Here is a 13,033-nt window from a genome sequence, read left to right on the forward strand (position 1 = left end):
TATCTGTCACCGACTCTTCACGGTTTCTGCCCCCTCCCATCATGTCCGACACCCGCCCCGACACTCTCTTCGCGCTGACCGCCCTGTCCCCGCTCGACGGCCGTTACGCATCGAAAACCGAAGCCCTGCGCGACTGGCTCTCGGAAGCCGCGTTCATGCGCCATCGCGTGAAGGTGGAAATTCACTGGCTGATCGCGTTGTCGCACGCCGGTTTCGCGGAAGTGCCGCGCTTCTCGGAAGCGTCGGAGCAGTTCCTGCTGCAACTCGTCGAGCGCTTCACCGCGCATGACGCCGCGCGCATCAAGGACATCGAGCGCGTGACGAATCACGACGTGAAGGCTGTCGAGTACTGGTTGAAGGAATCGGTGAAGGGCCAGCCGGAACTGGAACGCGCGAGCGAGTTCATCCACTTCGCGTGCACGTCGGAAGACATCAACAACACGTCGCACGGCCTGATGCTCGCCGGCGCGCGCGAACACGTGATCCTGCCCGCGCTGCGCGCCGTGCATCAACGCCTCATCGCGCTCGCGCATGCGCAGGCCGATCAGCCGATGCTCTCGCGCACGCACGGCCAGCCGGCCAGCCCGACCACGCTCGGCAAGGAAATCGCGAACGTGGCCGCGCGCCTGTCGCGCGCGATCGACCGCATCGCGAAGGTCGAACTGCTCGGCAAGATGAACGGTGCTGTCGGCAACTTCAATGCGCATCTGTCCGCGTATCCGGAGTTCGACTGGGAAGCGTTTTCGAAGGAAGTCGTCGAACAGCGTCTGAAGCTGACGTTCAACCCGTACACGATCCAGATCGAGCCGCACGACTACATGGCTGAACTGTTCGATGCCGTCGCGCGCGCGAACACGATCCTGCTCGACCTCGACCGCGACGTGTGGGGTTATATCTCGATCGGCTATTTCAAGCAGAGGACGAAGGCAGGCGAAATCGGTTCGTCGACGATGCCGCACAAGGTCAATCCGATCGACTTCGAAAACTCGGAAGGGAACCTCGGGCTGGCGAATGCCACGCTGCGGCACCTGGCAGACAAGCTCCCCGTTTCGCGTTGGCAGCGTGACCTGACCGATTCGACGGTGTTGCGGAATATTGGTGTTGCGTTTGGGTATTCGTTGCTGGCGTATGACGCGCTTAATCGTGGTCTGGATAAGCTTGAGGTGAATCCTCAACGTTTGAACGATGACCTTGATGCTACGTGGGAAGTGCTCGCCGAGCCGGTGCAGACCGTCATGCGCCGGTACGGGATCGAGAACCCGTACGAGCAGTTGAAGGAACTCACGCGTGGGAAGGGTATTACGCGCGATGCGCTGCAGACTTTTATTAATGGTCTCGCTATTCCTGCGGATGCCAAGGAGCGTCTGCTGGCGATGACGCCTGGGTCTTATGTCGGCAAGGCTGCTGAACTGGCTAAGCGGATCAAGTAGTCTCTTTTATTGCCTGCGGCGGCGGTTGGTTTTGGGTTTGCTGTTCGCAGGGTTTTCGATGTGGTTTGCTTTGAGTTTTTTTCGCTGGCATCCGCGTTTTGTTAGCGTGCTTCAGGCGTCGCCCCTGTGCGGGGCGGCACCTACTTTTCTTTGCCGCCGCAAAGAAAAGTAGGCAAAAGAAAGCGGCTCACACCGCCAGTCCTTGTTCCTGCCTGAGGGCCCCCAAAGGGTCTTACACTTCACACGGCAACCACGTGACCCACGTTCGTTGCCAGCGCGCTTACGGTGCGCCTCACCCGCTTCACGCTCCCGCACTACAGCGACCCTTGCCAGACACTCCTCTGCCGCCCAGGTGGCAAACGGTGTGCAGGCCGCAAGTGCTCCACACGCCTCACTCCGGACCGATAGCGCATGCGTCAGACGCTGTAAGAACGCCAGGCTATACGCCGCGACAACCTACACACAGTTTGCCACCTGGGCGGCATATATCATTCGCTGCCGTCTGCCTTTGTATGGGTGCCTGACGCGGGTGATGCGATTGTTCGAAGCGTTGGCAACGAGAACGGGCCAGGGCACTGCCGTGTGAAGGATGGGGACGTTGGGGGCCCGTGGATAGGAACACGGGCTGGCGGTGTGAGCCGCTTTCTTTTGCCTACTTTTCTTTGCGGCGGCAAAGAAAAGTAGGTGCCGCCCCGCACAGGGGCAACGCTCGAAGCACCAATAACATCTAGCGGACGCCAGAGCAAAACACCAAAACCACCACAAACAAAAACGGCCCGCGCAGCAAAAAAAAACGACCACCGCTAACGGGCCATCAACCAACCACTACAAAACACTACCTCGCGCGAAACTGACTGAGCGTCTCCTCAACGATCTGCTCGGGCGTGAGCTCGATACTCACAGTAATAGCCTCATCATCACCAGGCTCTTCCAGCGTATCGAGCTGACTCTGCAGCAAAGAAGGATCAAAGAAATGCCCAGTGCGTGTCTGCAGACGCTCCTGCAGCACTTCCCGCGAACCCTTGAGATAAACGAAGCACACATCCTTATCGCCCGCGCGCAGGATATCGCGATACGAACGCTTCAAAGAAGAACAAGTAAACACCGCATCTTCATGCGCCGCCTGCTTCTCCTCGATCGCGGCGCGAATCGTCCTGAGCCACGGCCAGCGATCATCGTCCGTCAGCGGAATGCCGTTGTGCATCTTCTCCTTGTTGGCAGCGCTGTGAAACGCATCGCCGTCGGTGAAACTGCACTTGAGCCGCTCCGCCAGCATTTCGCCAATGCGGGTCTTGCCGGCGCCCGACACGCCCATCGCGATCAAAATCATCTGAAACTCCTTACAGGACCGCCGCCAATGCGAAGGTCAAACCCAAACCCATCAGCGAAATGATGGTTTCGCAGAGCGACCACGTTTTGAACGTCTGCCCCACCGTCATTCCGAAGTACTCCTTGATCAGCCAGAAACCACCGTCGTTGACGTGCGAGAAAATCAGCGAGCCGGAGCCCGTTGCCAGCACCAGCAGTTCCGGTTTCACCTGCACGCCGCTCGCCGCGGCGATCGGCGCGACGATGCCGCACGCCGTCGTCATCGCGACCGTCGCCGAACCCGTCGCAAGGCGGATCAGCGCGGCGACGAACCAGCCGAACAGCAGCGGCGACAGATGAGCCGCCGTCGCCGTCGCGACGATTTCCTTCGAGATGCCGCTATCCATCAGCACGCGGCCAAAACCACCGCCCGCGCCCACGATCAACGTAATGCCCGCGATCGGCGCAAGACAGTCGCCGCAGAACTTCTGGATCTGCTCGCGATTGAAGCCACGTTTCGCGCCGAAGGTCCAGAAGCTCACCAGCACCGAAATCAGCAGCGCGACGTCCGACGTGCCGATGAACTTCAGCAGATCGTTCGGCGTCGTCTTCGGCGCGAATACGAGGTCCGCCCAGCTGCCGACCAGCATCAGGATCACAGGTAGCAGAACCGTGAACAGCGTGATGCCGAAGCTCGGCAGATCGCGCGATCCCGCCGTGTGCTCGGAATCGACGAATTGCGCCGCGAGCGGGTTGTTTTCCGCGAGCTTGATATGGCGATGGATCAGCAGCGCAAACAGCGGACCCGCGACGATCGCAGTCGGTATGCCGACGATCAGACCATACGCGATCGTGCGGCCGATGTCGGCGTGATACGCCTGCACCGCGAGCAGCGCGGCCGGATGCGGCGGAATCAGGCCGTGCACGACGGACAGACCCGCGACCATCGGCAGGCCGATCAGCAGCAGCGATTTACCCGTGCGCTTCGCGACGTTGAATGCGATCGGAATCAGCAGCACGAAGCCGACTTCGAAGAACACCGGCAAGCCAACGATGATCGCGACGAACATCATCGCCCAGTGAATGTTCTTTTCACCGAACCAGTTGATAAGCGTGGTGGCGATGCGCTCGGCGCCGCCCGATTCCGCCATCATCTTGCCGAGCATCGTGCCGAGGCCGACGACGATCGCGATGTGACCCAGCGTATTGCCATTACCCGTTTCGAACGACTTCACGATCGTGCCCGCCGGCATGCCGACGGCAAGGCCCAGCAGCAACGACACGATAATGAGGACGAGGAACGGATAGACCTTGAAGCGCGTGATCATCAGGATCAGCACCGCAATGGCAATCACGGCGTAGATCAGCAGCGTGCTGCCGTGGACAGCTTCCATGAAGCTCCTCCTTTGCTTTGTTGGTTTGAATTGCAAAGTGCTGCTGCACCTCGCCCGCTTCCGGATGCTGAAAACACCTTCAATCAAGGCACTTTCGCGGACGCTGAATTTTACTGTTTGTTGACGTTGATCGCGCGTGGAATAAACCCGCGCAAAAAATAAAAAAACCTCGCCGCCTCACCCTTTTCGGGCTTGAGCGGCGAGGTTCGATCGATCACGTTCAGCGCGTCGTCAGAACGCGATGCCGTTGATCAGTGTGCGGGCGCAGCAAGTTCGCTCGCAGCACGCGCGAGACGCGTAACTTCGTCCCAGTTCTGTGCAGCGAGCGCCGCCTTCGGCGTCAGCCACGAGCCGCCAACGCACACGACATTCGGCAGCGCGAGGAAATTCGGCGCGGTTTCTGCCGTGATGCCGCCAGTCGGGCAGAACTTCAGCGTCGGGAACGGACCGTGGAAGGCTTGCAGCATCGGCACACCGCCCGCCTGTTGCGCCGGGAAGAACTTGACGATTTCATAGCCGAGTTCGAGTGCGACGATGATGTCGCTCGGCGTCATCACGCCGGGCAGAAGCGGCAGACCGGCGTCCTGCGCGGCCTTGTGCATGTCTTTCGTGAGTCCCGGCGACACGCCGAACTGCGCGCCCGCCTTCTTCGCCTGCTCGCAATGTTCCGGCCTCGTGATCGTGCCGACGCCAACGACGATGTCGTCGGCAAGCTGGCTCGCGCGCTCGATCGCGCCGATGCCCGCAGGCGTGCGCAGCGTGATTTCCAGCACCTTCACGCCACCTGCGTGCAGCGCGCGCGACACGTGTTCGCCCTGTTCGACGGTATCGAATGCGAGGACCGGGATCACCGGACCGAGGCGCACGATTTCGCTGACTGTTTTCGACGTCATCTTCAGACTCCTTTTCGCTTTATTTCTGCATTGCGTGGCTGGCTTCGCTCGCCACAGCGTTTGCCGTTTCAGATGCGTGCTGCGCTGCGTGCGACGCTTCGCCGACGAGCGGTCCGAACACCGATGCACCCAGTTCCGCCGGCGCTGCTGCAGCACGGAACACACCGAACAGTTCGCGGCCGAAGCCTACTTCGTTTTCCGCCTGATGCTGCGACACGGCAATCGGACGCGCAGCCCATTCGGCGTCGTCGATTTCGATATCGAGCACGCCCGCTTCTGCGTCGATCACCAGCATGTCACCCGTGCGCACCTTGCCGAGCGGGCCTTGCAGCAACGCTTCCGGCGACACGTGAATCACGGCGGGCACCTTGCCCGATGCACCGGACATGCGGCCGTCCGTGACGAGCGCGACATGGAAACCTTGATCCTGCAACACGCCGAGCAGCGGCGTCAAACGATGCAGCTCGGGCATGCCGTTTGCCCGCGCGCCCTGGAAGCGCACGACGGCAATGAAGTCGCGCTTCAGCTCGCCGTTGTCGAAGGCTTCCTGCACGGCTTCCTGCGAATCGAACACGATGGCAGGCGCCTTCACCGTGCGATGCTGCTTCGCCACGGCCGAAATCTTGATGACGCCGCGGCCGAGCTTGCCTTGCATCAGACGCAGGCCGCCGTCCGGCTGGAACGGATCGTTGATGGCGCGCAGCACAGCCGTATCGTGGCTTTCGGCTGCAGCCGGCACCCACGTCAACTTGCCGTCGAGCAGCTTCGGCTCTTCGGCATAGCGCGAAAGGCCCTTGCCCACGACCGTGTTCACATCCTCGTGCAGCAATCCGCCTTCGAGCAGGTTGCGGATCAGATACGCCATGCCGCCCGCCGCGTGGAAGTGGTTCACGTCGGCCTTGCCGTTCGGGTACACCTTCGCGAGCAGCGGCACCGTAGCCGACAGCGTGTCGAAGTCGTCCCAGTCGATGATGATGCCAGCCGCGCGCGCGATTGCGACGAGGTGCAGCGTGTGATTGGTCGAGCCGCCCGTCGCCAGCAAACCGACGATGCCATTGATGATCGCCTTCTCGTCGATCACGTGGCCAATCGGCATGTAGTGGCCGCGATCGACGGTGAGGTCGAGCACGCGGCGTGCAGCCTGCGCGGTCAGCGCGTCGCGCAGCGGCGTATGCGGATGCACGAACGCCGAGCCCGGCAGATGCAGGCCCATGATTTCCATCAGCATCTGATTGCTGTTGGCCGTGCCGTAGAACGTGCAGGTGCCGTGGCTGTGATACGCAGCGGCTTCGGATTCCAGTAGTTCATTGCGTCCGCACTTGCCCGTCGCGAATTCCTGGCGCACTTTGGCCTTGTCGTCGTTCGACAGGCCACTCATCATCGGGCCGGCGGGCACGAAGATGGTCGGCAGATGGCCGAACTGCAGCGCGCCGATCAACAGGCCCGGCACGATCTTGTCGCACACGCCGAGGCACAGCGCTGCGTCGAACATGTTGTGCGTGAGCGCGACGGCCGTGCTCATCGCGATCACTTCGCGCGAGAACAGCGACAGCTCCATGCCGGCGTTGCCTTGCGTGATGCCGTCGCACATCGCGGGCACACCGCCCGCGAACTGCGCCACGCCGCCGTTTTCACGCGCTGCGGCCTTGATGATGTCCGGGAAATCCTTGTACGGTGCATGTGCCGAGAGCATCTCGTTGTACGACGAGACGATGCCGATGTTCGGCTGGCGGATCTGCTTGATGACGAGCTTGTCGTTGCCCTCCATGCCGGCGAAGCCGTGCGCGAGGTTCGCGCAGGACAGCGCGCCGCGCGCCGGGAACTTGCCCTGGGCCTGGTCGATGCGCGACAGATACGCGTGGCGGGTCGGCTTGCTGCGCTCGATCACGCGCTTCGTGACCTTCATCAGTTGCGAATGCGGGGAAACCATCGATGCTCCTTCGTCGCTGGCTTGGGGCGCACACGCGCACGGTGCCAGATTGATATCGCGGGGAAACGGCATGGGAAAGCCGGCAACCGGATATTAGTAGAAAAACTACACAAATTCAATGTGGCAGACGCTGAATCCGCAGCGCCACCAAATCGCCTTGAAACCTTTACTGGTTGGCACTTTGAGCAATTCATCCCTAGCCATTAGGGTATTCACCTACGTCAAATATGTAGTTTTTGTACCTTTCGTGTCTATCAGCTATAGTCCACGCATTCTTCAGCATAGTGTGAGATTTCCAATGATGCTGTCCCAGGTGGAAGCGATGCGCGACCAGCTGCGCCCTTCGGAGCGCAAGCTGGCTGACTACGTGATCGAGGCGCCGCGGGAAGTGCTCGACCTGTCGATGACGGAGGTCGCCGCGCGCGCCGGCGTCAGCCAGCCGACCATCGCACGCTTCTGCCATGCGCTCGGGTTTTCCGGCTTCCGTGAATTCAAGATCCGCCTTGCTCAAGGGATAGCAACGGAGGTGCCCGCCGTCTACCGCGACGTGCGCCCCGACGAACCGACGCCCGGCGTCGCCGCGAAGGTGCTCGACCGGACCATTGGCGCGTTGATCCAGGTGCGCAACAACCTTTCGTCGGACAGTGTGGCGGCGGCGATTCAGGTGCTCGCGCGGGCAAAACGCATCGAGTTTTATGGCGCGGGCGGTTCGGGCATCGCCGCGCTCGACATGCAGCACAAGTTTTTCCGGCTTGGCATGCCGAGCGTCGCGTATTCGGATCCGCATACGTTTCTGATGTCGGCGGCACTGCTGGGCGAAGGCGATGTCGTCGTCGCGATCTCGAATACGGGGCGCACGCGCGACATCATCGACGCGGCGAAATCCGCGCTTGCGGTAGGCGCCAAGGTGATTGCCGTCACACATGGGAACTCGCCGCTCGCGCGGATCGCATCGATTGGACTGTTTGCCAACGTCGACGAAGACACCGACATCTTCTCGCCGATGACGTCGCGCACGTCGCATCTCGCGATCGGCGACATTCTGGCCGTCGGTGTCGCGTTGCAGCGCGGACCGGAGCTGGCAGAAAAACTGGCTGGCGCGAAGGATCTGATCGCGAGGCGCCGGATCGGGCCGCAGGAATAGCTCTGCTGCGTGCGTCGAAGCACGCTCCAGCGATCCGGCACACGCCGCGTTTCAGGCAGGCGAATCAGACATACAAACGCAAAACGGGCTCCCGAAGGAGCCCGTTTCGTTTTGAAGCGTACTACTGGTGAAAGTTGCGCTCAGGCGGCCATGACCGCGCCGCCTTTGCACTTACGCCGCGATGCTTACCACTGGTACGAACCGCCGACACCGAAGGTCGTGCCTTGCGCGCTGATGCCCGCGCCGGCCTTGACCTTGATGTTCTGCGTGATGCGTGCCGAGATGCCCAGCGCCGAAGCCGCATAGCCCTTGTACGACGCACCGCCGATACCGACCGCGATCGTCTTGCCCTGATCGACGTCCGGAATCATCGTCAGCGCCGTAGCGGCCGCGATACCCGAGTAGGCATTGCGCGCGACGTCGTTGACGCCGGCCTGGACCTGCTGGATCTGCTGATCCGTATAGTCCTTGGCCGACATGCCTGCCGGCATATCACCGATGGCTGCCGCAATCGAGCTGTTCAGCTGACCGACGTTGACTGCGTCCGTCGTCTGCGTACCCGCCGCGACATTGGTGATCTGACGCTGGTTATCCGCCGAGCCCACCGACACGGTGTTCGCACGATCCGCGATGGAGCCGTCACCCAACGCGACGGCACGCTCCGCCGTTGCCTTCGAGTTGGCGCCCATCGCGATCGAGCTGTCGCCGCTCGCCTGCGCGTTGTAGCCCGACGCGATCGCTTGCGAGGCCGTAGCGCTTGCGCTCGGACCCATTGCCATCGCGTGCGTGCCGTTCACGCTCGCAGCTTCCGTGACGCGGTCGCCATCGACTGCGACCATCGCATCGCTGCCGGCCGGCGCGTTCTGCACCTTGGCAAGCGCGGCGTTCATCTGCGCGTAGTTGACCGCGTCCGTGCCCGCCACTGCGTCTGCAACATTGGTTATCCGGCGTTCGTTGCCTGCCGAGCCCACCGACACCGTGTTGTCGCTGTCCGCCACCGAACCCGAACCCAATGCCACCGAGTTCGCGCCCGAAGCCGATGCGGCACCGCCGATCGCCGTTGCGTTCGTGCCCGTTGCGGACGAATCCGCCAGCGTCGAGTTCGCGTGGAAGTACTTCGACTGCGCCCCCGTGCCAGAACCCGTCGTCGAGATGTTGTTCACGACGTTGGTCAGGTTGGCGAGGTTCTGGTTCGTTGCGTACAGCTGCGAACCGTTCACTGCGTCCTTGCTCGACGCATTCACGCTGCCGTTGGCAACACCCGTCAGCACGCGCGCGCCAGCCGTGCCCGCGAAGTTGACGAGCGTGCCGCCCGTCGACGCCGCGACCGTCACCGCGCCATTCGGCGACACCTGCTGAACCAGACTGCCGAACTGGCCGTTGTCGATCTGGTTCATGATGTTGCTGATGGACGTCGAGTTCTGCGTCACGCGGTCGTCCAGGTTGGTGATCGCGCCTGCAATCGACGTGACCGTCTTGCCGCCGAGAGTGAACGTCGGACCCGTGATCGTGCCCGTCGACGCGTCGTACGTCGAACCGCCACCCAACACGTTCGCGATGCTCGACCCCGCGGCATTGACCTTCGCGTCTTCGGACTGCAACTGGCTCACGTTCACCGCGTCGGTCGCGGCGTAACCCGCTGCAACGTTGGTGATGCGACGTTCCTTGCCCGATGCGCCCACCGACACTTCGCCGTTAGCCGCCGACGCAATGCCCGACAGCGTGCCCGTGCCCGGATTCCAGCCCGCTGCCGACAGGTTCGCCGTCGTCGTCGAGCCCGCGCCCAGCGCCACGGAGTTCGCAGCCGCCGCGCTTGCGCCACCACCGATCGCAACCGAATCAGCACCTGCTGCCACGGAATCCGCCAGCGTCGAGTTCGAGTGGAAGTACTTGATACCGCCACCGTTGACGATGTTCGTCACGGTATTCGTGACGTTGGTCGTCGCCGTGTTGATGTTGTTGACGGTGTTGCTCAGGCTCGACACGTTGCTGCTGATGCCGTTGACCTTCGCATCTTCCGATTGCAACTGGCTCACGTTCACCGCGTCCGTCGCAGCAGAGCCTGCAGCCACATTCGTCACGCGACGTTCTGCGCCTGCCTTGCCCACCGACACTTCGCCATTCGTCGCCGATGCGATGCCCGACAGCGTGCCCGAACCCGGGTTCCAGCCCGCAGTCGACAGGTTCGCCGTCGTCGTCGAGCCCTGACCCAGCGCCACCGAGTTACCAGCCGATGCATTCGCGCCACTACCCAGCGCAACGGTATTGGCGCCCGAAGCGATCGCGTTCGGTCCGATCGACACGCCGTTCGCGCCCGATGCCACCGAGCCCCCGCCGATCGCGACACCGAGCGCGCCCGACACGTTCGCGTTCGTGCCCACTGCAACGGCCCACGACGAGTTCGTCGAATTTGCGCCATTACCGATCGTCACGGACTTGTCGCCCGAGGCCGAGTCACCGCCGATCGCGACCGAGTTGTTCGCAGCAGCTGCGTTCTTTGCGTTGTTGCCAATTGCGACGCTTGCCGCGCCAACTGCCGTCGCGCCGTCACCCACGGCCACTGACGAACCGCCCATCGAATTGGCGCGGTCACCGACTGCAACCGAGTTCGAGCCGCTTGCCACCGCGTCCGCCTGACCCGAATTCGCGTGGAAATATTTGACGCCACCACCGTTGACGATGTTCGTCACGGTATTCGTGACGTTGGTCGTCGCCGTGTTGATGTTGTTGACGGTGTTGCTCAGGCTCGACACGTTGCTGCTGATGCCGTTGACCTTCGCGTCTTCCGACTGCAACTGGCTCACGTTCACCGCGTCCGTCGCAGCAGAGCCTGCCGCCACGTTCGTCACGCGACGTTCTGCACCTGCCTTGCCCACCGACACTTCGCCGTTAGCCGCCGACGCGATGCCCGACAGCGCACCCGTGCCCGGGTTGTAACCCGCTGCCGACAGGTTCGCCGTCGTCGTCGAGTTCGTACCCAGCGCGACGGAATTCTCCGCCGTCGCCGTTGCACGCGCACCGATCGCTACGCTCTGCCCGCCCGCTGCGCCGACGTTTGCCTGCGTGCCAATCGCCACGCTGTCCTGACCCGCAGCGTTGGCCTGATAGCCCATCGCATTCGAATAACCGCCGCTCGCCGTCGATGCATTGCCGATCGCGGTCGCCGACGTGCCGGATGCCGTGGCCGACAGACCACCTGCGAATGCCCCGCCAGTCAGCGCCGACGACTGGTCGCCCACTGCCGTCGCGCCACCCGTACCCGCCGTATGCGTCCAGTAGCCGACGGCAACATCGCCATATGCCGATGCCGTCGCGCCCGTGCCGGCCGCCAGCGCGTTTTGTCCCGAGCCGATTGCCGCCGAACCCAATGCCGTAGCGCCCGTCTGCGACGCTTTAGCGTTGACGCCTACGGCCGTGCCGTTAGAACCCGTTGCCTGGCTGTTATAACCCTCTGCCGTCGCGTACGCCGCCGTCGCCTGCGACCAGCCACCTACCGCCGTAGTCTGCGAACCAGCCGCCGTCGCGTTCGAACCCAGCGCAGTTGCGAAGAGGTAATTGCCGCCGCCCGTTGCCGTGGAAGACGCACCGAGCGCTATGTCTCCGAGCGCGTTCGCCTGTGCAGAATTGCCGATCGCTTCGGACCAGTCCCCTTTCGCGAGGCTCGACGAACCGAGTGCCACGCCGCTCTGGCCCGCGCCCGTCGCCGACATGCCGACCGCGACCGCGTTGCTGCCCGATGCAACGGAATCTGCGCCGGACGAGTTCACGTGAACGTATTTGAACCCGTTGCCATTGCTGATGTTGTTGACGGTGTTCTGGATGTTCGTGATGCTGGTCGAATTGGCCGTCGTCGCGGAGTCGAGCTTCGACAGAGCCGAGCCTACGTCGCTGAAGTTCGCGCCTTGGACTGCATACTTGGGCGCTGCAATCGAGCCATCCGAGTTGACGCCCGCGCCGCCGCCCAGTGCCTTCGTGACGCCTTTGACCTGCGACACGTTCACGGCGTCGTTATCGTTGATACCGGCCGACATGTTCGTGATGCGGCGCGTCAGCGTGCCGAGGAGCGACTGGTTCATCGGCGTCGCGTCGGCTGAGGTTCCATCTCCGTTGTCTGTATGGACGTTGTACAGCGGATTGTTGCCAACCCGGCCGACCGAAACCGTGTTGGGATCTGTCGCCACCGAGCCCGATCCGAGCGCCACACTATTCTGCGCACCGCTGGACACGACACCGTTCGCGCCCAAGGCCGTGCCATACATTGCGTTTGCCTGGCCCGCAAAACCGAAGATCGTCCCGAAGCTGATGTTGGTCGGCACGTACCCGTAGCTGCCGATGACTGTTTCACCGAGATTGTGCGGAGAGTTTGGCACACCCGCATCGGCCCCGCATCCCGCCACGTTTGACCAGTAACCGTTACCGGCATTCGAAGGCGTGCAGTAACCTGCTATCGCAGTCGCCCACGCCGGCATCGCCGTCATCAACCCAACCGCCGAAGAAATTGCGCTGAGAATCAACACCGAGCGTGCGGACTTTTTCGTCCGCCCTCGGGCATTTTCCTGAACCGCCACCCAAGTCCCTGACGACTCATTCCATACCGACCGATAAGCCTTATTCATCCGTTATCCTAAATTTATTGACGAAATCGACACGTCACCGATAGCTCCGTTCCGCGCTGCTTCCTACATCTGCCCCGTGGCGTAACACACAAAAAGCAGCGGATTAAATCTGACGAAGCACAGCGAACACCGACGTCAAGGACACAACTTCGCGACGCTGTATGTTGCAGATTCGCGTCCCATTGAAGAATCCTCTGCCATCTTGACGTAGTGGAGTCGAACTTTATTGAGCGTCAAACATACGGCGAATAGGACTACTCTTAAATCAGATTTCTCATCCTATATTGCTAGTAAACTGGTCACATCTGGATAAATTCT

Annotated in this window: 7 protein-coding genes and 1 pseudogene; 2 read left to right on the plus strand and 6 right to left on the minus strand. The window is 62.1% G+C overall.

Annotation, left to right across the window (positions count from 1 at the left end):
* Window positions 1–41: 41 nt before the first annotated feature.
* Entirely contained in the window at window positions 42–1,430 is a 1,389-nt protein-coding gene (gene purB, locus PPGU16_RS13810; RefSeq protein WP_180720472.1) for an adenylosuccinate lyase, read from the plus strand.
* An 835-nt stretch (window positions 1,431–2,265) separates the two neighbouring features.
* On the opposite strand, the gene PPGU16_RS13815 is transcribed toward purB, so the two are convergent.
* From PPGU16_RS13815 to edd, 4 genes are all read right to left on the minus strand, one after another.
* A complete protein-coding gene (locus PPGU16_RS13815) occupies window positions 2,266–2,760 on the minus strand; it encodes a gluconokinase (RefSeq protein ID WP_180720473.1) in 495 nt (164 codons plus the stop codon).
* Between the two features lie 10 nt (window positions 2,761–2,770).
* The gene (locus tag PPGU16_RS13820) at window positions 2,771–4,132 is read right to left on the minus strand and encodes a GntP family permease (RefSeq protein WP_180720474.1); all 1,362 of its coding nucleotides are present in this window, start codon (window positions 4,130–4,132) and stop codon (window positions 2,771–2,773) included.
* A 251-nt stretch (window positions 4,133–4,383) separates the two neighbouring features.
* Entirely contained in the window at window positions 4,384–5,025 is a 642-nt protein-coding gene (gene eda / locus PPGU16_RS13825) for a bifunctional 4-hydroxy-2-oxoglutarate aldolase/2-dehydro-3-deoxy-phosphogluconate aldolase (protein ID WP_180720475.1), read from the minus strand.
* A gap of 19 nt (window positions 5,026–5,044) precedes the next feature.
* Entirely contained in the window at window positions 5,045–6,955 is a 1,911-nt protein-coding gene (edd, locus tag PPGU16_RS13830; protein ID WP_180720476.1) for a phosphogluconate dehydratase, read from the minus strand.
* Between the two features lie 298 nt (window positions 6,956–7,253).
* Between edd and PPGU16_RS13835 the strand changes: the two genes are divergently transcribed.
* Window positions 7,254–8,099, plus strand: coding sequence for a MurR/RpiR family transcriptional regulator (locus PPGU16_RS13835; RefSeq protein WP_180720477.1), 846 nt, complete (start codon window positions 7,254–7,256; stop codon window positions 8,097–8,099).
* A 185-nt stretch (window positions 8,100–8,284) separates the two neighbouring features.
* On the opposite strand, the gene PPGU16_RS13840 is transcribed toward PPGU16_RS13835, so the two are convergent.
* Both PPGU16_RS13840 and PPGU16_RS43385 read right to left on the minus strand, forming a co-directional pair.
* Window positions 8,285–12,469, minus strand: a complete 4,185-nt coding sequence (locus PPGU16_RS13840) for a YadA family autotransporter adhesin (RefSeq protein ID WP_243460549.1) — start codon at window positions 12,467–12,469, stop codon at window positions 8,285–8,287.
* 162 nt (window positions 12,470–12,631) lie between these two features.
* Window positions 12,632–12,715: pseudogene (locus PPGU16_RS43385) on the minus strand (ESPR domain-containing protein); the annotation flags it as partial.
* Window positions 12,716–13,033: the final 318 nt, after the last annotated feature.

This window comes from Paraburkholderia largidicola (assembly GCF_013426895.1).
In the GTDB taxonomy this organism is placed as follows: Bacteria; Pseudomonadota; Gammaproteobacteria; order Burkholderiales; family Burkholderiaceae; genus Paraburkholderia; species Paraburkholderia largidicola.

What these genes read in the sequence shown, in the direction of transcription:
- purB (WP_180720472.1), top strand. Translation starts at nt 42, where the DNA reads ATGTCCGACACCCGCCCCGACACTCTCTTCGCGCTGACCGCCCTGTCC.
- PPGU16_RS13815 (WP_180720473.1), bottom strand. Translation starts at nt 2,760, where the DNA reads ATGATTTTGATCGCGATGGGCGTGTCGGGCGCCGGCAAGACCCGCATT.
- PPGU16_RS13820 (WP_180720474.1), bottom strand. Translation starts at nt 4,132, where the DNA reads ATGGAAGCTGTCCACGGCAGCACGCTGCTGATCTACGCCGTGATTGCC.
- eda (WP_180720475.1), bottom strand. Translation starts at nt 5,025, where the DNA reads ATGACGTCGAAAACAGTCAGCGAAATCGTGCGCCTCGGTCCGGTGATC.
- edd (WP_180720476.1), bottom strand. Translation starts at nt 6,955, where the DNA reads ATGGTTTCCCCGCATTCGCAACTGATGAAGGTCACGAAGCGCGTGATC.
- PPGU16_RS13835 (WP_180720477.1), top strand. Translation starts at nt 7,254, where the DNA reads ATGATGCTGTCCCAGGTGGAAGCGATGCGCGACCAGCTGCGCCCTTCG.